This window comes from Mesorhizobium sp. M0626 (assembly GCF_040320665.1).
Lineage (GTDB): Bacteria > Pseudomonadota > Alphaproteobacteria > Rhizobiales > Rhizobiaceae > Mesorhizobium.
Genome location: NZ_JAMYQD010000031.1, coordinates 18,098 through 40,822 on the forward strand (window position 1 = coordinate 18,098; position 22,725 = coordinate 40,822).

At 57.4% G+C, this 22,725-nt stretch carries 18 protein-coding genes; 17 read left to right on the plus strand and 1 reads right to left on the minus strand.

Going from position 1 to position 22,725, the window contains the following annotated elements:
• Positions 1–178: 178 nt before the first annotated feature.
• The 3 genes from NKI37_RS29460 to NKI37_RS29470 all read left to right on the plus strand — a co-directional run bounded on the left by NKI37_RS29460 (position 179) and on the right by NKI37_RS29470 (position 4,189).
• Complete coding sequence (locus NKI37_RS29460; RefSeq protein WP_352794630.1) at positions 179–1,165, plus strand: ABC transporter substrate-binding protein; 987 nt, start codon at positions 179–181, stop codon at positions 1,163–1,165.
• Positions 1,166–1,407: 242 nt separating this feature from the next.
• Positions 1,408–2,406, plus strand: a complete 999-nt coding sequence (locus NKI37_RS29465) for an ABC transporter ATP-binding protein (RefSeq protein WP_352791699.1) — start codon at positions 1,408–1,410, stop codon at positions 2,404–2,406.
• Positions 2,407–2,413: 7 nt separating this feature from the next.
• Positions 2,414–4,189, plus strand: a complete 1,776-nt coding sequence (locus tag NKI37_RS29470) for an ABC transporter permease subunit (protein ID WP_352791691.1) — start codon at positions 2,414–2,416, stop codon at positions 4,187–4,189.
• A 79-nt stretch (positions 4,190–4,268) separates the two neighbouring features.
• On the opposite strand, the gene NKI37_RS29475 is transcribed toward NKI37_RS29470, so the two are convergent.
• A complete protein-coding gene (locus NKI37_RS29475; protein WP_352791689.1) occupies positions 4,269–4,586 on the minus strand; it encodes a DUF2251 domain-containing protein in 318 nt (105 codons plus the stop codon).
• A 105-nt stretch (positions 4,587–4,691) separates the two neighbouring features.
• Between NKI37_RS29475 and NKI37_RS29480 the strand changes: the two genes are divergently transcribed.
• The 14 genes from NKI37_RS29480 to NKI37_RS29545 all read left to right on the plus strand — a co-directional run bounded on the left by NKI37_RS29480 (position 4,692) and on the right by NKI37_RS29545 (position 22,699).
• A protein-coding gene (locus tag NKI37_RS29480; RefSeq protein ID WP_352791687.1) for an IS5 family transposase occupies positions 4,692–5,458 on the plus strand; the annotation gives its coding sequence in 2 pieces (ribosomal slippage) (positions 4,692–5,016 and positions 5,016–5,458; 768 coding nt in all).
• A 492-nt stretch (positions 5,459–5,950) separates the two neighbouring features.
• Positions 5,951–7,207, plus strand: coding sequence for a sarcosine oxidase subunit beta family protein (locus NKI37_RS29485; RefSeq protein WP_352791686.1), 1,257 nt, complete (start codon positions 5,951–5,953; stop codon positions 7,205–7,207).
• Positions 7,208–7,225: 18 nt separating this feature from the next.
• Complete coding sequence (locus NKI37_RS29490; RefSeq protein ID WP_352791684.1) at positions 7,226–7,486, plus strand: sarcosine oxidase subunit delta; 261 nt, start codon at positions 7,226–7,228, stop codon at positions 7,484–7,486.
• A gap of 2 nt (positions 7,487–7,488) precedes the next feature.
• Entirely contained in the window at positions 7,489–10,539 is a 3,051-nt protein-coding gene (locus NKI37_RS29495; protein ID WP_352791682.1) for a sarcosine oxidase subunit alpha family protein, read from the plus strand.
• Entirely contained in the window at positions 10,532–11,038 is a 507-nt protein-coding gene (locus NKI37_RS29500) for a sarcosine oxidase subunit gamma (RefSeq protein ID WP_352791680.1), read from the plus strand. The genes NKI37_RS29495 and NKI37_RS29500 overlap by 8 nt, the downstream gene beginning before the upstream one ends.
• A gap of 104 nt (positions 11,039–11,142) precedes the next feature.
• Positions 11,143–12,324 (plus strand): M24 family metallopeptidase, encoded by a 1,182-nt coding sequence (locus NKI37_RS29505; RefSeq protein WP_352794632.1) that lies wholly within the window; start codon positions 11,143–11,145, stop codon positions 12,322–12,324.
• Between the two features lie 905 nt (positions 12,325–13,229).
• A complete protein-coding gene (locus tag NKI37_RS29510; RefSeq protein ID WP_352791505.1) occupies positions 13,230–14,168 on the plus strand; it encodes an ABC transporter ATP-binding protein in 939 nt (312 codons plus the stop codon).
• Positions 14,161–15,174 carry an ABC transporter ATP-binding protein gene (locus tag NKI37_RS29515; RefSeq protein WP_352791503.1) on the plus strand — a complete coding sequence of 338 codons (1,014 nt, stop codon included), beginning with the start codon at positions 14,161–14,163 and terminating at the stop codon, positions 15,172–15,174. The genes NKI37_RS29510 and NKI37_RS29515 overlap by 8 nt, the downstream gene beginning before the upstream one ends.
• Positions 15,175–15,301: 127 nt before the next feature.
• Positions 15,302–17,002 (plus strand): peptide ABC transporter substrate-binding protein, encoded by a 1,701-nt coding sequence (locus NKI37_RS29520; RefSeq protein ID WP_352791501.1) that lies wholly within the window; start codon positions 15,302–15,304, stop codon positions 17,000–17,002.
• Positions 17,003–17,094: 92 nt separating this feature from the next.
• Complete coding sequence (locus NKI37_RS29525; protein WP_352791499.1) at positions 17,095–18,102, plus strand: ABC transporter permease; 1,008 nt, start codon at positions 17,095–17,097, stop codon at positions 18,100–18,102.
• A 61-nt stretch (positions 18,103–18,163) separates the two neighbouring features.
• Positions 18,164–19,081 (plus strand): ABC transporter permease, encoded by a 918-nt coding sequence (locus NKI37_RS29530; RefSeq protein WP_502896406.1) that lies wholly within the window; start codon positions 18,164–18,166, stop codon positions 19,079–19,081.
• Between the two features lie 161 nt (positions 19,082–19,242).
• A complete protein-coding gene (locus NKI37_RS29535; RefSeq protein ID WP_352791495.1) occupies positions 19,243–20,496 on the plus strand; it encodes a methylaspartate ammonia-lyase in 1,254 nt (417 codons plus the stop codon).
• A gap of 15 nt (positions 20,497–20,511) precedes the next feature.
• Complete coding sequence (locus NKI37_RS29540; protein ID WP_352791493.1) at positions 20,512–21,663, plus strand: CaiB/BaiF CoA transferase family protein; 1,152 nt, start codon at positions 20,512–20,514, stop codon at positions 21,661–21,663.
• A 133-nt stretch (positions 21,664–21,796) separates the two neighbouring features.
• Positions 21,797–22,699: an HpcH/HpaI aldolase/citrate lyase family protein gene (locus NKI37_RS29545; RefSeq protein WP_352791491.1), complete on the plus strand. Its 903-nt coding sequence runs from the start codon at positions 21,797–21,799 to the stop codon at positions 22,697–22,699.
• Positions 22,700–22,725: the final 26 nt, after the last annotated feature.

Consider the following 22,725-nt stretch of genomic DNA (forward strand, 5'->3'; position numbering starts at 1 on the left):
TGCGGTGATGCTTCGGGGACGCGTAGGATACGCTGGGTGTGGTGGGAATGGGAGACAAATTATGAGCATCTCAATAAACCGTCGACGTTTCATTCACGGGGCATCCGCTATGGCAGTAGGTGCTATATCTTGCCAACCGAGCAGGGCTGCAGCCCAACCAGCGGGTGAAGTGGTAGCCATGCTCAACGGTGGCGATTACGCGAAGGCCTGTATGGAAGCCTATGTACGGCCGTTCGAATCAGAGACTGGAATTAAAGTAACACCAGTCACCGATGAATTCTCGATGGCTCAGTTTGAATTAATGATTTCCACGAACAGTGTTTCCGTTGACGTGGTGCCCGTCGATGCAATAAGTGCTATTCAAGCTTCCCAAAAGGGGCACCTCGAACCGATTGATTATTCGATATACAGACAAGAAGAGTTGGGCGCGATGCTAGATTTCGCCAAGACTCGGTATAGCGTCGGGTCGATCGTTTACGCGTTATGTATGGTCTACAACACTGAGAAGTTCCCAGCTGACAAACCGCGGCCTGCTACTTGGGCGGAGTTCTGGGATGTCGCGAAGTATCCCGGAGTTCGCACGTTCCCGACCGGCGAGTACGGAGCATCCGGCCCTTGGGAAGAAGCTTTGCTGGCAGACGGCGTGTCTGCCGGCGCCCTATATCCTTTGGACATCGACAGGGCTTTCGCCAGCCTAGACAAGATCAAACCGCATATCCGCAAATGGTTTGTTACGGGTTCCGAGAACCAGCAGATGCTGCACGATAAGGTTGTTGACCTGGCGGAGACCTACGATGGCCGGGCGGTTGCATTGATTGACCAAGGCGGGAAGCTTGAACTCAATCGAAACCAGCAAAAGATGACTTGGGAAAGCTGGGCCATCCCCAAAGGAAGCCCGAACGCTCAGAACGCACAGAGGTTCATTGAATTTATCACTCGCGCTGACAGGCAGGCAGCGTTCGTGCAGCTTATGCCTTATGGACCAACGAACCGAAATGCGTTCAAACTCTTACCAGAAGCTATCGGCCATAAATTCGCCAGTCACCCGGATTACTCGGCATCCAGCATAATAATGGATGCCCAATGGTACAGTGAGGTGGGACCGAATGGAAAATCAAACAACGACCTGATTATCGAGCGGTGGAATGAGTGGATTCTTCAGTGATTTCGAATCGGGTATGTAATTAGAGCGGCGAGGAACCAGTCCGTCGATTTGTCGGCCTCTGAGACCTCGATGGTCGTTGCGCCAGACGCGATCGAGAAACTGTTCGCTTGAAACTAAATCACAGCGATATCAAAGGATCATTAGTGACCTTGCATCAAAACCTTACCGGGTCAATTGTGGAAAATGAAGCGTTAGAGAAACACACGGTTCAGGCACAAATAGAATTTCGCAGTGTTACCAAAATGTACGGAGCTGTTGCCGCGGTAAAGGATTTGTCAATGGCCGTACGCCGCGGCGAGTTCTTGACAATTCTCGGTCCAAGCGGCTCGGGCAAGACTACCGTGCTGATGCTTCTGGCGGGGTTCGCAGCGCCTACAAACGGAGACATCCTGATTGCCGGGAAGTCAGTAGCCGCGGTCCCGTCTTACAGGCGCGATCAGGGCATCGTCTTCCAGAGCTATGCGCTATTTCCGCACCTAACTGTGCGCCGAAACCTTGAATTTCCTTTGGAAATGCGGGGTATGAGGGCCCGGGAGCGAGCATTGTTGGTCGATCGAATGCTTGAACGTGTCCACCTCAAAGATCTCGGCGGCCGAATGCCGTCTCAGCTGAGCGGCGGGCAACAACAGCGCGTGGCGCTTTCTCGAGCCCTCATCGCCGACCCGCCACTTCTCCTACTAGACGAGCCGCTGGGTGCCCTTGACCGAAACCTTCGCGAGCAGATGCAAGGTGAAATCAAGAGCCTGCACCGAGAGTTTGGCAAAACAACCATCTGCGTCACCCACGACCAGGAAGAAGCGCTCACGCTATCGGATCGAATCATCGTTATGCGCGCGGGCGAAATAGAGCAGACCGATACGCCGGAGGCATTATATGACCGGCCAGCGACACGTTTTGTCGCAAATTTTGTAGGGGAAGCCAACATCCTGGAGACCCCCGGGTTCGAGGTCGAGTCCAATTTGGCACCGCCTTTGGGCACCGTCGCAATGCTCCGGCCCGAGCGGATCGGCGCAGCCCATAAGGGTGCTCCTAAGCGAGTCAACGCGGACCAAAGACAATTTCTCCTAGGTATTGTCCAAGAGACGATCTATGCAGGCCCATTGCGGAAATACCAAGTGCGCGCCGGGAACAGTTTGCTTATCGTTCGTGAGCACGTCTCAGCGGACCAACAGATCTTCCGGCCTGGCGACGAGGTGCGTCTCGACTGGCTGCGGTCAGACATTCGCTTTGTAAGGGCGTGAAATTCTGATGAAGACGCTTCGGGAACTTTGCCGAATGCCCATCGCTCTAAATGGGCCGGCTCTCGCCATGCTTCTCGTTGTATTCGGGATACCGATCGTTCAGCTTTTCCTGACTAGCTTAAATGCGCCTGCCTTTTCAACTTCCAACTATAGCGCCTTTTTCAGCCAGCCTGCAAATATTCGCGTTCTATTCCAGACGCTCAAGATTAGTTTGATAGCCACGGCAATCTGCCTCTTTATTGGCTATCCATCTGCCTATCTGATCGTGGCCGCTTCCAAACGAGTACGCATCGCGCTGATTGTGCTCGTCCTTGTACCCTATCTGACTAGTTCTCTGGTGCGAACCTACGCCTGGATTGTGATCCTTGGCGATGGCGGCTTGGTAAACAATTTGTTGCTGGAGTGCGGACTGATTTCCAGCCCGTTGCCACTCATCTATAATCGATTTGCCGTCTATATCGGGATGGTGCACATCATGCTGCCCATGATGGTCTTGCCTCTAGTCAGTGTGATGATGGGCGTCGACAGATCGCTGATGACAGCGGCATGTAGTATGGGCGCTCGACCGTCCACCGCGTTCTGGCGCGTTTTCTTCCCGCTCAGCATGCCAGGCGTGCGCAGCGGCTGCTTGCTAGTTTTTGTTATCTGCCTCGGATTCTATATCACGCCGGCGGCGCTCGGCGGGTTGGGAGACGCCATGCTGTCGACGTTCATCGCGGCTCAGGTCCGCAGCTCTTTTGATATCGGTCGCGTCGCTACCTCGGCCTTTGTCCTTCTGGCAGTTACAATAGTCATGCTCTCCGTGGTCGGGCTTGATCTCTCGGGTTCATCGCGCCGCAAGGTGCAACCATTGCTTAAGTCATGGTCCCCTCTGGTTCCTTCACTCGGCATCATAAAGCGCTATGTGGGTGAACTTTTTATCGCCTATCGGGCCAAGCGCTGGATGGCACTGCTCTATCGAGCTGGTGGCGAAAGCCGGTGGCCACAGTTGGTAAGCAAGATTTTTCTTACGCTCGTTCTGTTTTATTTGCTCTTTCCGGAACTTCTCGTCGCTGTCATGTCCTTCAGTGCCGGGAAGTATTTGGAATTCCCTCCTTCGGGTTTTTCGCTGCAGTGGTATTGGTCATTTTTTGGTGATCCGTCATGGTACGCCGCTGCCTGGACCAGCATTCGGATCGGCTTTATCGTTGTCATCTTATCGACGATCATCGGTACGCTTGCCGCCTTCGGCCTTAACCGCAGCCTTCCTCGCCCGCGAAGTTTCATGACTATGGCGATGCTGACGCCGATTACCATTCCGGTGATCGTCGTCGGCATAGCCACCTATCTCGGGCTGGCTAACCTCGGGCTGCTCGGTTCGACTACTGGGATTGTCCTTGCGCATAGCATCGGCGCCATCGGTTATGTCGTCGTGATCGTCTCGGCGTCGTTAGCGAATTTCGACCCGCTGCTGGAACAGGCAGCAATGAGCATGCGCGCTGGGCCGCTGCAGACCTTCAACAGGGTGACACTGCCGCTGATCCGGCCGGGCGTAATCGGCGGTGCTTTGTTCGCGTTCCTCCACTCGTTCGATGAGGTCGTGATCACATCATTAGTAGCAGGGATGTCGATGCGCACCCTGCCTTTGAAGATGTGGGAAGACATCCGCCACCAGATTGATCCGACAATCGCCGCAGTAGCAACGCTATTGATTCTCTTACCCGTTTTCACTTTGGTGATCCTCGTGGTTTCGGGGTGGAGATCGACGCTGAGCTTCGTCGCGGGCCCAGCACCCGCGGATTGAGACGGCGCGTTCATTGTCGGTTGTTGACTAGGTCGTGAACTCGTAAAACGGGAGACGGCCGGCCCCGGAAGGCTCTGGTTCAATGCACCGCGAAAAGGTGACTATCCTCGAGATCGGCCCAGCGGCCTATCGGATCAGCTGTGCGCAAATCAAAGATGGCTGAGAATACGCCGTCAACGAACAGCCCGACTGCGGCCACAGATGAGCTCCACCGGATCGAAACGGGCGTGTCAGCAGGCAAGTCGGTCACAGCTTTGGCATTGAAAGCGGAGACGATCCATTTGCCCTCCTGCTTTCTCATGTCGAGCAAATAGAAGTATGCTGTTTGGTCATCTCTTTCGAATACGGCGCCGAACCGCCCTAGGTCGTCAGTCGCGCTTTCGTAGACATCGATCATAGCTGCTCCTCCTCGCAAACTTGGCCAACGCGACGAATGTTCGCAAGCTGGATGTTCACCGATAGGCCGCTTTCAAAGCGAGCCAGATTGTGATTCAGCGTTCGCATGAGCCGATGTCATCTGACCGACGTCGAGTGGCGTGTGATCGAGCCGCTGCTGCCCAACAAATCCAGAGGCGTACCGCTCGTCGGTGACCGGCGCGTGCTGAACGGCATCTTCTGGGTGCTGCGATCGGGCGCACCATGGCGGGACCTAGCCGAGCGCTATGGCGCGCGCACCACCTGCTACAACCGCTTCGTGCGATGGCGGAAGGCAGGCGTGTGGGACCGGCTGATGGACGCCATCACTGCCGCCTACGACGGCGCCATCCAGATGATCGACAGTACCTCCGTTCGCGCCCACCAGCAGGCAGCGACGGCAAAAAGGGGGGTCCAGATCACTGTCTCGGTCGATCACGCGGTGGGCTCACGACCAAGATTCACGTCGTCGTCGATGTGCAGGGCCTCCCGATCCGGCTCGGCCTGACCGCCGGGCAGACGCACGATGGGCAGGTCGTTGACCGGCTGCTCGATCATCTTGGCCCGCGCACCATCGTGCTGGCCGACAAAGCCTATGACGCCGATCGCATCCGCGAACTGATTCAGGAGCAGGGCGCGACGCCCAACATCCCGCCGAAAAGCAACCGGCGCTGGAAGCCCTGCTTCAGCAAGCGGCTCTACCGCGAGCGCAACCTCATTGAGCGCTTCTTCTCCAAGCTGAAGCACTTCCGCCGCGTCGCGACCCGCTACGACAAACTCCCTGCCAACTTCCTCGCCATGATCCAGCTCGCCTCAATGCGCCTGTGGCTCCGCGCTTATGAGTCTACGGCCTAGCCATGTTGCGAGTCTCCGCCAAGGCGTTCTGCTCCTTAGAGCTACGCCATGTGTCATCTAATAATGCGATGGCACCGTTCGCGACTCTATGTTGGCGCCTCCAATGCGAAGTGGTGCACAATTCGGGATCAGTGTTTCCACCAGCATCAGCTTCAACGCTGTGGGGCCTGCAGCGACAGGTCCTGTGTACAATACAGGAAGACCTCGTCCCTTCCGGCGGACTGATAACCGATTATTGGGGCGATACGGAATGCCAAATCTCGTCGACGCTGAAACCCGCGGTCGGGCCGTAACGCCAACTTGCAGCGCGACAGAGCGTTCTGGAGTCGGTGACAAATCCATCATGCTGCAGCCCTCAATAGCAAGCTTCCCTGATTGCGATCCATAGCTCTCTCCGGTCCTAGAACTGCTTCTTCCCCCGGCTCCCGCCCGGTACCATCGAGCTGGGAACCTTCTGCAGCATTTGCTCTTCTGCTTCAAATAAGGAACCGCATGCGCGGCTATTCGGGTCTTTCCATCCTACGCAATGGCCTCAGTGGCGACAGGGGCTGGCCGCGCGCCTGGCGAGCTCCTGATCCGAAGTCTACCTATGATGTTGTCATTATAGGTGGAGGCGGCCATGGGCTGGCGACCGCATTCTACCTCGCCGAAATCCACGGGATCCGCAATGTCGCCGTGTTGGAAAAGGGCTATGTTGGTGGTGGCAGTGTTGGCCGCAACACGACTGTTATTCGTTCTAACTATCTCGTTGACGGCAACACTCAGTTCTACGAGTTTGCGATGAAGCTTTGGGAAAGCATGTCGCAGACGCTGAATTTCAACGTCATGTTCTCGCAGCGCGGCATGCTCATCACGGCCCACTCGGCAGACCAACTCGATGGCTTTGGTCACCGCGCCAACATCATGCGCCTGAACGGCATTGACGCCGATATTCTGAACCGCGATGAACTGAGGCGGCTTGTCCCCTACCTCGATTTTTCAGAAACTGCGCGTGCCCCGGTCCATGGCGCGATCTTGCAGGGTCGTGCCGGCACGGCACGTCATGATGCTGTGGCATGGGGTTACGCACGTGCCGCCGACTTCCATGGCGTCGACATCATACAGGGCTGCGAGGTAACAGGTTTCGTTCGTGAGCGCGAACGCATTGTAGGCGTCGATACAACCAGGGGCCGGATTGGAGCCGGGAGAGTAGGCCTTGCGGTGGCGGGATACACCTCGGTCCTCGGCCGGAAGGCAGGCCTCGAACTGCCGATCGAGAGCCATGTCTACCAGGCTTTGGTGACAGAACCGATCAAGCCCTTGGTTCATCAAATCGTGGCCCACGGCACGGAGCCATTCTATGTTAGCCAGTCCGACAAGGGTGGGCTAGTCTTAGGCTGCGGCCTCGACGGCTATAATTCCTATGCTCAGAGAGGCAATCTCGGCACGGTACGCGAAGTTGCAGAGGCGGGGATTGCACTGATGCCATGCATTTCCCGCCTGCGCATTCTGCGCCAATGGGGTGGGGTGATGGACATGACACCCGACGGCAGCCCTATCATTTGCCCCACACCAGTTGATGGGCTCTACCTGAACGGTGGCTGGTGCTATGGCGGGTTCAAGGCAACGCCAGCCTCAGGGTGGTGTTTTGCACACACTGTCGCCACCGGCGAACCTCATCCGCTCACTGCCGCTTATAGCCTCGATCGTTTCCGGACCGGCCACACGATCGACGAGGCCGGCGTCGGGCCGTTCGCCTGGCTGCAATAACTTGAGAGACCAACGACCATGCTACGCATCGAATGTCCCTACTGCGGCCCGCGCGATCACGATGAGTTCCGCTACGGCGGGGACGCGACTGTGGTCCGTCCTGCCGACGAGGACGGGAATTTTGAGGCTTGGTATCGATACGTCTTCGTCCGCGAGAACCCGGCCGGGCCCCATCGCGAGTACTGGCAGCACGTGATGGGCTGCCGTAGTTGGTTGATAGTGGGACGCGATACACTTAGCCACCGGATCGCCTCGGTCCGCTCAGCATGGCAGGCGTGAGCATGACAAGGCTTAAGGAAGGCGGACGAATTGACCGTTCGCGCCAGGTTTCATTCGCCTTCGACGGAAAGGTGATGGCCGGATTCAGCGGTGACACGCTTGCCTCGGCGCTGCTTGCGAATGGCGTGCGCCTGGTTGGCCGGAGTTTCAAATATCACCGCCCACGCGGGATTTTTTCGGCTGGCCCCGAGGAGCCTAATGCGCTCATGACTTTGGGAATCGGCAACCGGCGTGAACCGAACCTGCCCGCGACCATGGTGGAAATCACCGAGGGCCTTGTTGCCAAAAGTCAAAATCGCTGGCCGTCTCTCAACTTCGATGTTCAAAGTATGAACGGCTTGTTCTCGCCGTTCCTGTCGGCAGGCTTCTACTACAAGACCTTTATGGGTCCAACCCAGCGCTCCTGGATGTTTTACGAACACTTCATTCGGAAGGCCGCCGGGCTCGGCCGAGCGGGCGAGGAGCCGGACCCGGATCGCTACGAGGTACGCCATCTCTTCGCGGACGTGGCGGTGATTGGGGCAGGACCGGCGGGTCTTTCGGCGGCCCTGGCGGCTGGCAAGGCGGGGGCCCGGGTGGCACTCGTCGAACAGGACTTTGTGGCCGGCGGTTGTCTCTTGTCGGAACCTGTTGACAGCCAACCGAGTGCTTGGTTGTCGGCAATTTTGGCACAACTCGCAGATATGCCCAACGTGTGCCTGATGACGCGGAGCACCGCATTCGGACACTACGACGGCAATGTGGTTGGTCTCCTGGAGAGGCAAGCGCTTCAACAAGCCCATCCGACAAAATGTGCGGCGCGTCAGACGCTGGCACTCCTACGCTCGAAATCGGTTGTGTACAGTACCGGATCGATTGAACGGCCGCTGACCTTCGCCAACAACGACAGGCCTGGCATAATGCTGGCCTCCGCGGCGCGAATATATCTTAATCGTTTCGGCGTACTGACGGGCAAGCAGGTAGTGGTTGCGACCGACAACGACAGCGCCTACCAGGCGGCCTATAATCTTGCGGTTGCCGGGGCGCGAGTCACCATAGCTGATACGCGCGCGGAACCTTCACATGGTCTTTTGGAAGAGGCGCGCCTGCGAGGCATCGCCGTCCGTACGAGGTCTACCGTCTGCAATGCACTCGGAAGTAAATCTGTCCGCGCAGTTGTCCTTTCAGAACCGAGCAGCTCGACTAGGCTCGAATGCGATTTGATTGCGGTCTCCGGCGGATGGTCGCCGACAGTGCATCTGACCTCACATCTCGGGATTAAGCCTGTCTATTGCAAGAACATTCGCGCTTTCGTTCCTGGAAGGCTCGGAGCGGGGCTTTTCGTGGCTGGTGCTGTGACAGGACGCTTAACTACCAACGGCGCCATCGAGGAGGGGCAGCGGGCAGGTAGCGAGGCGGCCGCGTTCTCCGGCTCGATGAAATCAGCGCAGCTGCACGTTAGCATCAATAACTCACTCTCGACCTCACACGCCTCGGCAACTGTCCCCAACCCTGTGAGCGGACAAGTTGGCACTCCTACTCCAAAGCGATCAGAAGCGTCTCTCCATCCTGGGACTGAGCGTATGTTAGGGAAGCAAGCCGGCGAAGAGCCGCAATTTGCCGGAGGCAAGGCCTTCGTCGACCTGCAGATGGACGTAACCACTAGTGACATCGCGCTAGCGCGTAGAGAGGGTTATGAGTCAGTCGAGCATCTGAAGCGATATACGACGCTCGGTATGGGGACCGACCAAGGAAAGACAAGTAACTTCAACGCAATTTGCGAATTGGCCGCTCTACGCCGGATGACGGTCCAGGAAGTTGGCACAACAACTTTCCGGCCCCCCTATACATCGGTAGCCCTTGGAGCGCTGGCCGGGCGTAGTCTCGGCCACCACTACAGGCCATTCCGTTGCACGCCACTGCATGACTGGCATTCCGCAAACGGGGCTCACATGCTGGAGACCAGTCTGTGGATGCGGCCCTGGTTTTATCGTGCTTCTGGCCTCGACGTGAATGAGGCCTATGTTGCCGAAATGCGGCTTGTGCGAGAGGCTGCCGGTGTGATGGACATCTCCACGCTGGGCAAGATCGACATCCAGGGACCAGACGCCGGTACCTTCATCGACCGAGTTTATGCGAACGGGTTCGCGAAGCTTCCGGTCGGCCGTGCCCGCTACGGCGTGATGCTGCGCGACGACGGCATGGTCTTCGACGACGGCACGACGACGCGGCTCGGCGAGCGGCACTTCTTCATGACAACATCGACGGCGAAGGCAGCCGAGGTGATCTCCTGGCTCGAATTCCTACTCGATATCGCCTGGCCGGACCTTCGCGTCTCTGTGACTCCCGTCACTGAGGAATGGGCGGCGATGTCGGTGGCCGGACCAAAGAGCCGCGATGTTCTCTCCGCCGCTTTTCCCGACATCGATGTTTCCAACGAGGCGCTGCCGCATATGGGGCTGCTCAAGGCTAAATATGACGACAAACCGCTCCGTATCATCCGCCTCAGTTTCTCCGGCGAGCGGGCTTATGAGATTTATGTCGGCGCGAGCAGCGGCAAGGCGGTCTGGTGCCAGCTTATCCAAGCCGGCAAGCCGTTCAGCCTGAAGCCTTACGGGATGGAGGCGCTCGGTGCGCTACGCATTGAAAAGGGGCATGTCGCCGGACCAGAGATCGACGGCAGCACGACGCTCGATGACCTGGGCTTAGGTCGGATGGCCGGGAGGCGGACCGGCTTCGTCGGTGAAGTTTTGGCTCGGCGCGAGGCCTTTTCTGACCCGCTGCGGCCCCGGCTCGTCGGGCTAAAATGCGTTGAACCGGGCAAGCGCCTAAGTGGTGGGGCCATCCTGTTTAGGCCTGGCGAACCGATGCAAGGCCATGGTCTCGGTCGCATCACCTCGGTGACTTACAGTCCCACGCTCGAGGCCTGGGTTGGCCTCGGGCTTCTTGCCCGGAACGCGGCCGACGAAGGCTCGGAAATCGTCGCCACACATCCGGTCAAGGGAGAGACGGTACGCGCCTGCATCATGTCGCCGGTATTCCTCGATCCGAAGGGAGAGCGGCTTCATGGCTAATATTTCGATCACATCGTGCTTCGAGATGGCGGTGTCTGACTGCGCGATTCTCCAATTTGAGGGCTGGGTTAGCAGGTTGGCGCAATTCGAGGCCGAATTGAGCAAGATGTTAGGGGGGGCGCTGCCGAACAAGGTCGGCGACACTGTTAGTCACGATGCCTTGCTCGTCATTCGCGTGGGCCCACGCCGGTTATGGTTGCTTTGCGACCGCCCGCTCCCTGCTTTCGAAGTCGATGCGGATCTCGGCTGCGCCCTCGCGCTCAGCGAGGGCAGGGTGCGGCTGCGGCTTTCCGGCGGGCGCCTTAGACATATTCTGGAGCGATGTGTCGCGGTGGATTGGGAGATACTAGGCGACGGCAAGGCGGTCCAGACTGGCCTGCATCGCGTGTCGGTTCTGCTGCTGCGCAGAAGCGCATTCGAATGCGACGTTCTCGTCCCGCGCAGCTTCGGCAAAAGCTTGGCGGAGTGGATTGCCGACGCCTCCGAAACCTGCACCTGACTAACTGCTGGAACCGAGTCCCGAGGGCGCCAATTTACTCCGTTCGAGGAACGCAGGCCAAGTTCACATTCCGTCGACAACAGCAAGATAGGAGAAAGTTGCTCATGTCCACATCTAGTCAACAAGGGCGTCTTCCTGCATTTCGTCAAGACGAATATCGCGAACGCACGGGCAAACTGCGACAGCAGATGGCAGCGTGCGGTATGGATGCGCTGCTTGTTATGAACGAAGACAATATGAACTATCTCACCGGTTATGACGGATACTCGGAGTATGTTCCCCAACTCGCGCTCGTGCGTCAAGACGATGAAGATCCCTGGCTGATCTTGCGCGAAATCGACACTTTGTGTGCAACACCAACCTCGTACCTGCCGCAATCGCGTATTCTCAGTTACCCCGAAAAATACATTGGATCAATCCAACGGACTGCATGGGAGCCGATTGGCGATCTCATCCGCGGACTGACCAAGTCAAACCGGATCGGGGTCGAACTGACGGCCAAAACGTTCGGAATAAAGGACCATGCAGCACTCTCCAATAGCATGGACCTATCGAAGGCCATCGATGCTGATGGGATGATTGGCAAACTAAAGATGGTAAAATCACAAACTGAACTTGCCTACATGGAGCAAGCGGGAAAGATCGTGGATAGGGCCATGCAGATGGGTCGGCTTGACATGGCTGTTGGCGCGCGAGAATGCGACGTAGGGGCTGCTGTCGTGCATGCTTTGTGCAAAGGCACACCGGAATACCCTGGGGGGGTTTTTATGTTACCACAAATGCCGACTGGCTCTCCGGCCAATGCACCACATCTTTTGTGGTCCGATGCAAGCTACAAAATGGGCAGTCAGACTAATTTCGAGCTTGGGGCGTTCCGACACCGTTACGCCTGCGCACTGTCACGGACAGTATTCTTGGGGGAGCCGACCGCTCGGGCGCAGCACCTGCATCGAGCCGCCTTGGACGGCTACCTTGCCCAGGTTGAGACGATCCGGCCAGGAGTTAAGTGCTCAGACGTCTGGCATGCATTCGAGCGCGCCTTTAAACCTTACGGTGTGCGCAAAGAGTCCAGGAGCGGCTACTCCATGGGCCTCGGTTGGATGGACGGTGGGGGCAGCTTCCAAGCAGACGACGACACCATAATTGAAGCTAACATGGCATTCCATGTTCTCATTGGCATTTTTGAGAAGGATGACGGCTACATCTTTAGTGAGACCGTTAAAGTGACTGAGAATGGCGTGAAGTCGTTGAGCAATATGTCTCGTGAAATGCAAGTAAATTGTTGAATTGTTCGACTGGGATGCCGGCACAGTGCAAGAAGCTTTGCGCCGGCCTCCCGTGTCGGGCATGTTGTGCTGTTCAGTATTGTGCTCACGAAGAGGTTCGAATGTCATCGGCTTCAATAAGGACGAGCAAAGCCGATCCTACAGGATGCGCTACGGCAGACGCGGACCATGTGGGGGCTCTACACCACGCTGCCCCAAACGGCGTTAGGGCCACGCAACTCTCTCGGTGGACAACATCAAGTGGCAAACGAGGGTGGCGGTCCGGCAGCGCGGGTGAAGGGCCGCGTGCCCGCTGGTAACGGTGCCAAATCTTTGAACCTCGCCCCGTTCTTTGCAGCGGCGGTAGGACGTTGCATGATTGAAGACGCCCAAGCACCTTCCACGAGACAACCGCCACGCGGCTTGTTCGTCAACTGCTTTGGCGAGCAGAACTCCGCTATCCAAGCGAGACGGCCGTGCTGATCTATGTGTCAGTCACCTGCGCGACCCGTAATGGGCAAACTATGTATGCACAAACCGCCCAGCGCCCGACTGCAAGCCGCCCAACGCGCTTATCCAATCAAGCTCGGCATCTCGCTTTTAGATGGACACGATATAGAAGCTGAAGTTGACTTGGGCTGCCCGTCTGTTGATTGTCAACGAAGGATAGGAATGGCGTTCGCCGGGCCGCCACAAGCCCCCGCCAATAATCGAAAAAAAGACGGGAGGGTTGGCTATTGATTCAGTCCCCTGTTCTGCTGAAGTACAGCTTGAGACGAGACGGGCTGAGCTGTCCGGGGTTCAGGTGAAGAGTGTTCGGTGAACCGACAGGGGTAGCTTTGGTGAAGCCGACATCGAACAGAGGAAACGACGCGCCCGTCTTGCAGGTATCGGACCTACGGATTGTTTTCAGGACCCGCGGCGCCGTGACCCACGCTGTTAACGGCATAAGCTTTGAACTCCAGCCCGGCGAGCTGCTGGGCGTCGTCGGTGAGAGCGGCTCTGGCAAGAGCGTTACGATGATGTCGCTTATGAAACTTCTGCCGTCGCCCCCTGCCGAAATCTTGTCCGGGAGAGTGCGTCTCGGGTCCTGCGATCTTTTATCGCTCGACCAGAGCGAAATGGGCAAAGTCCGAGGCGGCGAGGTTGGGTTCATCTTCCAGGACCCGATGACGTCCCTTAACCCGGTCTTAACAGTCGGCTACCAAGTGATGGAGCCGTTGCGCAAGCATTTCGGTTTCAGTCGTGGCGAGGCGCGCAACCGTGCCATCGAGCTTCTCTGTCTAGTCGGCATCCCCTCGCCACAGGACAGGATGAAAGACTACCCCCACCAGTTCTCGGGCGGGATGCGCCAACGGGTAGTGATCGCTATTGCACTTGCTTGCATGCCAAAGGTACTCATCGCCGATGAACCGACGACTGCGCTTGATGTGACGATCCAGGCCCAGATCCTTGAACTCGTCAAGAAGCTTCGCCAGGAACTCGGCATGAGCATCATCTGGATCACACATGATCTCGGTGTGGTGGCCGGGATCGCTGATCGAGTGATGGTCATGTATGGCGGACTGATTGTCGAGTGCGCCCCTGTCGACGATCTCTACGCAAACCCCCGTCATCCCTATACTCGCGCACTTCTAGAGACATTGCCGAGGCCCGACAATGCCGGACAGGAGCGTCTGAAAAGTGTCGCAGGCCAGCCGCCACACTTGACCGCTTTTCCGACGAATTGCCCCTTCGCACCACGATGTCCGCATGTATTCGATCGCTGCCGCGTCGAGACGCCGCCGCTGATGCCGGTACGAGATGCTCACGGAGCTGCTTGCTGGTGGGATGTGACTGAGCAGAGGCCGCGCGACGATGTCTAAGCCAAGTATCCTCGCTAAAGAAGCACAGCACGGCCGCGACGACGTTCTGGTTCGTGTCGATGACTTAGCGGTGTATTACCCGACATACAAGGGTGTGTTCGGGCGCCAAGCTGGTGCCATCAGAGCGCTGGACGGTGTGAATCTGGAAGTCAGGCGCGGCCAGACGCTCGGGCTCGTGGGCGAGAGCGGCTGCGGCAAATCGACTACAGGCCGTGCCATCTTGCGCCTTTGTCACACTACTGGAGGCCGCATAGTGTTTGATGGCGAAGACATCACGCACCTAACGGGCTACAAATTGCGCCGGATGCGCCCGCGCATGCAGATGATTTTTCAGGATCCGCAGGCGTGTCTCAATCCGCGCATGACTATGGGCTCCATTGTTGCCGAACCGCTGAATGAGCACGACGTAAAAGGCAAGGAAAAGGAAAGCCGGGTTCACGAGTTGCTCGATTCCGTCGGTCTCAATCCGAGGTTCGTGAACCGCTATCCGCACGAGTTCTCTGGCGGCCAGCGCCAGCGCATTGGAATCGCAAGGGCGCTCGCGCTCAACCCGGAGTTCATTGTCTGTGATGAGCCGATAGCCGCCTTGGATGTGTCCATTCAGGCCCAGGTCGTAAATCTGCTCAAGGACCTACAGAAGCAGTTTTCGCTGACTTACCTCTTTATTAGCCACGATCTTTCAATGGTTCGTCATCTTTGTGACGACGTCGCGGTGATGTATTTGGGCAGGGTGATAGAACTCGGCCCACGCGACCTCATCTACAAAGATCCCCTACATCCCTATACTAAGGCGTTGCTATCTGCGGTGCCATTGCCGGATCCGAGGGCCGAACGTGTGCGCCACCGCATCATCCTTACGGGCGATGTCCCGAGCCCGGCCAATCCGCCTTCAGGGTGTCGATTTCGCACCCGCTGCCCTATCGCGTTCGACCGGTGCGCGTCAGAGCAACCAGCTTGGCGAAATGTGACCAGGGACCGGTGGGTCGCTTGCCATAGGGCCGAGTGAGCAGTGGTAGCGAGATCCCCCGAAGGGGTGTGTCCTAGCGCGTTCGCGATCGCAAGATGACGGCTTTGGCGTGGACAGCAAGGTCGAATAGACCAGGTCGAGGTTTAAAAATGAGGAGAGCAACGGAATGTTTAGCGTGAAGCCACTTCTAACAGCGGGGCTCATAGTGCCCCTACTCGTTACGTCTGCCTTAGCGGAACGCGGCGCAGACGGCATCGTCAACATCCTGAATTGGCAGGCGTCCTCGATGATGAATCCTTACCTCTCTGGGAGCGATATTGACGCAGTCCCTGCCTCGCTGGTGCTCGAGCCGTTAGCCAGCTACGACGACAAGGGCGAGCTTTTCCCGCGTCTTGCGGTAGATATTCCGACCATCGAGAACGGCGGAGTCTCGGAGGATCTGAAGACGATCACCTGGAAGCTGAAACCCAGTCTCAACTGGTCGGACGGCACACCCGTTACCGTCAAAGACGTGGTTTTCACCGCCAACTACTGCATGGATCCAAAGGGCGGCTGCGCAGCACTTACTAGGTTCCAGGGTGTAGATAAGATCGAGGCGCTGGACGGCCTGACTGTGAAAGTAACCTTCAAGGAGCGGACCGCAGTTCCATATACGCTTTTCGTTAGCATGTGGTCTCCGATCATTCAGGCCAAACAGTTCGCTGACTGCTTGGGGGCTAAGGCCCCTACCTGCACGCAAGCCAACTTCTATCCGGTCGGCACTGGGCCGTTTGTCGTCACCAGCTTCAAGCCGAGTGACGCGATCCGGCTCAAGGCCAACCCGAACTACCGCGATTCGAACAAGCCCGTTGTCGCGGAGGTCAACTACAAGGGCGGGGGCGATGCACTCAGCGCGGCCCGTGCAGTGCTGCAGACTGGCGAATACGACTATACCCTGAACGTGCAGCTCGCTCCGGACGTGCTTACCAAGATGGAGAACGCAGGCAAGGGCAAGGTGCTCTCGTCCTACGGGACATGGGTCGAAACCCTCTTCATGAACCTGACAGATCCCTCAGCGAGCCTTCCGCCGGACGAGCGTTCGACCTTCAAGCATCCAAATCCGATCCTCCGCGATGTTCGCGTGCGCAAGGCTCTCTCGATGGCACTAGACCGCGCGAGGTTGAGCGAGATGGGCTACGGCTCGATGGGCAAGCCCACCTGTGACTGGGTCCCGGCACCAGCAAAGTTCGCCGCTGGCAATAACGCATGCCTAAAGCCCGATGTGCCGGGTGCCCGGAAACTTCTTGATGAGGCGGGCTGGAAGCCGGGTTCAGATGGATACCGGGAGAAGGACGGTAAGAAGCTGAAGCTCACCTTCGTGACGACGACCGGTTCGATACGCAACCAGTTCCAAGCGATCATCAAGCAGTGGTGGCAGGAGATCGGCATTGACGTCGAATTGAAGAGCCTCGACACCTCTGTGATGTTCGGCAGTGATCCGAGTAGTCCGGACACAGCCCAGAAGTTCTATGCCGACGTCCAGATGTGGACTAACTACGGGAGTGATACCGATCCTGGCTCGTATGTTGAAACCTACAATTGTGGCGAGGCTCCGCGTCCGGACAGCCAGTGGCAAGGCTGGAACATCCCTCGCTACTGCGATGCAAACTACGATGCGCTGCTGACAGAACTCGGCAGTACCGCTGCCGTCGAGAAGCGCGGCGAGATAGTAAAAAAGCTCGATACCATTTTAAAGGACAGTTACGCCATCGTGCCGCTGGTCTGGCGCGCCAATGTCTCGGCCGTCTCTAACTCGCTGGGCGGCGCTACGACCAACGCTTGGGATTCCCCGTTGTGGAACGCCCAGGACTGGTTCCGCAAGAAGTAGGTCGTCGCGCGCTCTTATAAGAGCGCCTATCTTTCCATGTTCCACGCCGGCCGGGCCTTTGTTGCCCCGGCCGGCAGCAATAGGTCCGGCGCATGCTCAATTACGCCCTTCGACGACTGCTAGTCGCAGTACCGACGCTGCTGTTGATCAGTCTAGTGATCTTCTCGCTGCTTAAATTTGCGCCAGGCGACCCGCTATCGCAGTTGCCGCCTACCATCGCACCCGAAGTGCGCGCGAGCATGCGTGCCGCTCTTGGAATCGACGAGCCGCTATTCGTCCAGTATCTTCTTTGGCTGAAGCTATTCTTCGTAATCGAGCCGTTGCATGGCTTCGACACCCTGTTCGGAACGCATTTTTCGGACGGTATGCAGCGCATTATCTCTTGGCAATCTCGTGGCCCGGTCTTCAGCGTCATCGCCGAGCGCCTTCCGCAGACGCTGCTCGTCGTTGGTCTTGCCTACATAGTCGGGGTTCTGGTTGCTCTGCCGATCGGCGTCGTATCGGCCTACAAACAATATTCTGCGTTCGATCAGATCGGCACTTTCCTTTCAATGCTCGGCCTTGCCGTGCCGCCATTCTTCTCAGGTGTTCTGGCAATTCTGGTTTTTGCCGTCTACTTCGACTGGTTTCCGACCATCTACAACACCAATCTCATCATTGACAGCTGGAGCAGTTTCATTGAGCAGCTTCGGCAGATGGCCATGCCAGTGATGGTGATGGCGGTCCAGACCACTGCCTCCATCAGTCGTTATCTACGCTCGTCAATGCTCGATAATCTCAATCAAAACTATGTCCGCACGGCTCGCGCCAAGGGCATGGGCGAAGGTGCGGTCGTGTTGATCCACGTATTGCGTAACTCGATGATCCCCGTCGTGACCGTAGTCGCGCTTGGCCTACCGAGCATTTTCGGCGGCGCGATCGTGACCGAACAGATTTTTAAAGTTAACGGAATCGGCCAGCTTCTCATCACCGCCATATACGCCAATGACGTGCCGATGGTGCAGACTTTGGCCTTCATCTTCGCAGCGGCAATCGTCGTCTTCAACTTGATCGCCGATCTGCTCTACGGTTTGCTCGATCCCAGGATTCGCTATGACTGAACTGCGTCGCCACGATGAAGCGAAAGAAGCCGTCGAGGCGCTTGCTTCGCAAAGACGAATTATGGATCGCGTCGCGGACGTGGACCCTGTGTTGTTCGCGACCTCGTCGCGCAACCAGTGGTGGGACGTGTGGGACCAGTTTAACGCCCACAGCGGTGCGCTGGTCGGAGCTGCCGTCTTTCTCATGGTTATTGTCGGCGTGGTCTTTGGTCCCCTGGTTTGGCGCGTGAGCCCCATCTACATCGACTTCACCACCTTGAACGCGGGACCAAGCTGGCCCCATCCGTTGGGCACCGACCAGCTTGGGCGCGATCTGCTCGCGCGTGTGATGACAGGCGGTCGAATATCCATTGCGGTCGGCCTGACAGCGATGGTCATCTCGATTTTTTTCGGCACTTTTATCGGTGTCGTTGCCGGATATTTTACATTACTCGATGGTCCGCTGATGCGGCTCACCGATCTCTTCCTGTCATTGCCGGTGCTCCCACTGTTGTTGATCACGGTGATGCTGTTCCGCGACGCGGTGGCGAACATTCTTGGGGCCGAGATGGGGAATTTCGTCCTCATCGTGTTGGCTATCGGATTGACGAGTTGGATGCAAACTGCGCGCATCGTTCGCGGCGAAGTTCTGGCCGTTAAGCGGCGCGAATTCGTATTGGCATCACGCAGCATCGGCGTACCGCCGCGCCGGATCATCCGTCGTCATGTTCTGCCCAACATTCTGTCGCCGATTATTGTCTCAAGCAGCCTCCAAATAGCAGACGCCGTGATTTCGGAAAGCTTGCTATCGTTTCTTGGCGTCGGTTTTCCACCGGATTCCCCGACTTGGGGGCGGCTGCTCTTTGAGGGTATCGAATACATTCAGGATTACCCGCAACTAGTGCTGTGGCCGGGCATTGCGATTTCGCTCACAGTCCTCAGCGTTGCCTATATTGGTGACGGCCTCAGAGACGCGCTCGATCCGGAATTGCGGCTATGAGCCCGGCCGTCGTTAAAGTGCCAGCCATCTCAAAACACGATAGCAAGGCGCGGAACATTATATTGGCGGACGAATGCCTTAATGGCACATACTTAGAGGGGTAGCGGATAGCACTTGCATCCGTGCGTTAACTACATCCGACAGAAATCGAGCCAATTGAAGTGCAGATCACAGATGTCCTGCTCGCGCCCGGCAACGGCGCATTTTTTTATGACGACCAAGAAGCCATTAGGTCTGGCGCACACCAGGACGGCTTCATCTATGTCGGCGCACCGACAACTCCTGGGTTCAAGTCCATCCGTGTTCCAGCGTCTTCGCTCAGCGTCGGACTCGTCCTTACCGACGACACTATTGTTTGGGGCGACATGATGAACGTCCAGTACTCTAGTGCTGGTGGGCGCGATCCTCTGTTCTGCACCAATCACATTTCAAATCTAACGTCATGCCTAGTCGCGCCGCGGCTTCTGGATGTTGACGCATCTCGTTACCTTGAGGCCTGTGCGAAGGTTCTCGAGCCTCACGAACACAAACGGCTACCTCTCGCGATTGAGTACGGCGTTAGTCAAGCGCTTCTTCGCGCCGCCGCTCATCTTAAACGCAAGACGATGGCGGAGATAATATGCGCGGAATTTGAACTGTCGCTCCCGACGTGCCGCATTCCGATTTACTGCCAGAGTGGTGACGCTCGCGAAATTAATGTGGATAAAATGATCATGAAGGGCGTGGATGTGATGCCCCATGGCCTGATCAACTCGCTGCAGAAATTCGGCGTCGGCGGCCAGACTTTCGCGGAGTTCGTAACGTGGGTTGCAAGGCGTACGCGCGAAATCGGCCGCCATGGCTATCATCCGGTGCTGCATTTCGACGTGTATGGCTGGATCGGCCAGGAAATCGGCCTGGAGCCGCAATGCATCGCCGACTTTATATGCAAGGTGGCCGATACCGTCCCGGATTTTGCACTCAACGTCGAGTCGCCGGCGGATTTTGGTTCGACGCAAGCTCAAATTGAGAACTACGCCAAGATCGTATCGATTTTGGACAACCGGGGTTCCGGCGCGCGCATTGTCGTGGATGAGAGATGCAATACGCTTGAGGATATTCGGCTCTTTGCCGAAGCCAACGCCGCGCATCTCGTCCAGATCAAAACCCCCGACGTCGGCTCAATTGCCGACACAGCACGTGCCGTTCTCATCTGCAAGGCGAACAAGGTGGGAGCTTATGTCGGTGGAAGTTGCACGGAGACGGATCTCTCTGCCCGAGCGTCGGTCCACGTGTCGGTGGCAACCCAGGCCGACATGATGCTTGCGAAGCCCGGAATGGGTGTCGACGAGGCAGTTTCCATCGTTGGGAACGAACAGAGCCGGTTGTTCGCGACCCTAAACCGTCATCGAGCTCAAGCCGAAAACGTTGGATGAAAAGAACCGTGACGCATGCAGAACTCTCTTGAGGGGATTACCGTCGTCGCTGTGGAGCAGGCCGTGGCCGCGCCTTATGCGTCGTCTCGCCTCGCGGATGCCGGCGCCCGGGTAATCAAGATCGAACGGCCGGAAGGGGACTTTGCCCGAAACTACGACAAGTTGGTCCGCGGGCAGAGCGCTTACTTCGTCTGGCTCAACCGGGGCAAGGAGTCGGTGTGTCTGGACCTGAGGCTGGAGGCGGACCGCGAGGTCCTCGACATCCTCATTGCCGCTGCTGACGTTTTTATCCAGAACCTGAAGCCCGGCAGTATCGAAAAACTGGGTTTCGGATCTGCGGATTTGCGCCGACGCTTTCCGCGGCTGATCACCTGCGACATTTCGGGTTTCGGGGAGAAAGGTCCGTATTCCCATTTGAAGGCTTATGATCTCATAGTCCAGGCTGAAACAGGTCTATGCGCGATCACCGGCAACCAACAGGGGTCCGCGCGCGTAGGGGTCTCGGTTTGCGACATCTCGGCGGGCATGACAGCGCATAGCGCCATTCTTCAGGCCCTTTATCACCGCGAGGTCACCGGCGAAGGGGCAGCCATCCAGGTGTCACTGTTTGATGCCGTCGCCGACTGGATGAATGTTCCTGTTCTGCAACACGAATACAGCGGCTATGACACTGTACGCGCGGGCGTGAAACACCCGTCGCTGGCGCCGTATGGGGCCTATCGCTGTGCCGACGGCAAAGAGGTCATCTTTTCGGTTCAGAATGACCGTGAATGGGTGAATTTTTGCGAGAAGTTCCTGAAACAGCCGGAGCTTACACGCGCACCTGGATTTGCTGAAAATATGGAGCGCCTCGGTCAACGTGCGCAACTTGATGAGATCATTGAACGACGGTTTTCTGAACTATCCTGTCACGAAGCGATGCACGAGCTTGAGGCGGCCGGTTTGGCATATGGTCGACTTAACGAAGTGGTGGATGTTTCGAGGCACCCACACATTCGCAGGGTAAAGGTCGGCACACCCGAAGGATGGGTCGATACAATAGCGCCGGCGACTATTTTCAACTCCGAGCACCCCTCGCTGCGCCCGGTTCCGGCTCTTGGCGCTCATACCGATAGTGTCCGCGAGGAGGTGGTGGGCCGTTTGCGCGAAAGAGCCGCGTCAGCGTGAGCGCTCATCTCGGTAAGGTGTGTACGCACGCAATTTCCATAAAGCCAGTTTCCCTCGCATCCTTTCAACACGCCGCCTGCACGGCAAGGTCACTGGCACGCCCGTCGCTAAAATCGAAGGCAGAGGCGACTCCATGGTAAAGGACAGCCTTGCGGTCATCCAAAGCGCGATATCTGTACCCCGCTGGAGATCCCCGCTCTTCGTTCCCGCTCAGATTACGCGGTTTGTGGAGACGGCTCATGAGCGCGGTGCAGATGGTGTCATTCTCGACCTGGAGGATTCCGTTCCCCAGGATCAAAAGGGCGAGGCACGGCGGGAGCTTTCCGATTCCGTAACAAAGGTGGGCCGGAAGGGCGCATCTGTTTTGGTGCGCGTAAATCGTGGTTTGCGCGCCTTGGCGGCCGATCTCGATGCAGCCGTGGTGGCCGGTGTTGATGCATTGGTTCTTCCGAAGACGGATTCGCCAGAGTGGGTTTTAGAAATTGCGAATACGGTTTCAGACCTTGAACGAGAAAGAAATCTTCCGCTGGGACGCATCCGGTTCCTTGCCCAGATCGAGACTCCGGGCGCATTGCAAAGGCTAGCGGCCATTGCATCGGCGCATCCAAGGATGGTCGCATTGGCGCTTGGGCCTGAGGACTTCAGTGCCGCTGTTGGCGGCGCGCCGGAATTCGACCTTCTCTTGGCGCCGAACCTTTCCGTTCTGTTTGCCGCCCGCGCGGCCGGGTTGCTCCCGCTGGGCTTCATAGGAAGCATCGGCGAGTTCTCGGACACTGACAAACTGCGTGAGGCCGCGATGTATGCGCGACGGCTTGGCTTTGCCGGAGCTTTGGCGATCCATCCGACACAGGTAGCCATATTCAATCAGGCTTTCTCGCCAAGCGCACAGGAACTCGAGTGGGCCCGTCGCGTCGTCGCTGCGGATAACAATGCCGCCACGCGTGGACTGTCTGCATTCTCGTTTAATGGTAAGATGATTGATCCGCCAGTAGTTCGTCGCGCGCACGAGATCTTAGCTCTGGCCAGCAATAACTGACCTGCATTTAATCAGCGGTCGAATAG

Excerpts from the sequence above, each read along its gene's own strand:
- NKI37_RS29470 (WP_352791691.1), top strand. The coding sequence starts at position 2,414 with ATGAAGACGCTTCGGGAACTTTGCCGAATGCCCATCGCTCTAAATGGG.
- NKI37_RS29465 (WP_352791699.1), top strand. The coding sequence starts at position 1,408 with ATGTACGGAGCTGTTGCCGCGGTAAAGGATTTGTCAATGGCCGTACGC.
- NKI37_RS29460 (WP_352794630.1), top strand. The coding sequence starts at position 179 with ATGCTCAACGGTGGCGATTACGCGAAGGCCTGTATGGAAGCCTATGTA.
- NKI37_RS29485 (WP_352791686.1), top strand. The coding sequence starts at position 5,951 with ATGCGCGGCTATTCGGGTCTTTCCATCCTACGCAATGGCCTCAGTGGC.
- NKI37_RS29475 (WP_352791689.1), bottom strand. The coding sequence starts at position 4,586 with ATGATCGATGTCTACGAAAGCGCGACTGACGACCTAGGGCGGTTCGGC.
- NKI37_RS29520 (WP_352791501.1), top strand. The coding sequence starts at position 15,302 with ATGTTTAGCGTGAAGCCACTTCTAACAGCGGGGCTCATAGTGCCCCTA.
- NKI37_RS29505 (WP_352794632.1), top strand. The coding sequence starts at position 11,143 with ATGTCCACATCTAGTCAACAAGGGCGTCTTCCTGCATTTCGTCAAGAC.
- NKI37_RS29540 (WP_352791493.1), top strand. The coding sequence starts at position 20,512 with ATGCAGAACTCTCTTGAGGGGATTACCGTCGTCGCTGTGGAGCAGGCC.
- NKI37_RS29515 (WP_352791503.1), top strand. The coding sequence starts at position 14,161 with ATGTCTAAGCCAAGTATCCTCGCTAAAGAAGCACAGCACGGCCGCGAC.
- NKI37_RS29545 (WP_352791491.1), top strand. The coding sequence starts at position 21,797 with ATGGTAAAGGACAGCCTTGCGGTCATCCAAAGCGCGATATCTGTACCC.
- NKI37_RS29530 (WP_502896406.1), top strand. The coding sequence starts at position 18,164 with ATGGATCGCGTCGCGGACGTGGACCCTGTGTTGTTCGCGACCTCGTCG.
- NKI37_RS29495 (WP_352791682.1), top strand. The coding sequence starts at position 7,489 with ATGACAAGGCTTAAGGAAGGCGGACGAATTGACCGTTCGCGCCAGGTT.
- NKI37_RS29525 (WP_352791499.1), top strand. The coding sequence starts at position 17,095 with ATGCTCAATTACGCCCTTCGACGACTGCTAGTCGCAGTACCGACGCTG.
- NKI37_RS29490 (WP_352791684.1), top strand. The coding sequence starts at position 7,226 with ATGCTACGCATCGAATGTCCCTACTGCGGCCCGCGCGATCACGATGAG.
- NKI37_RS29500 (WP_352791680.1), top strand. The coding sequence starts at position 10,532 with ATGGCTAATATTTCGATCACATCGTGCTTCGAGATGGCGGTGTCTGAC.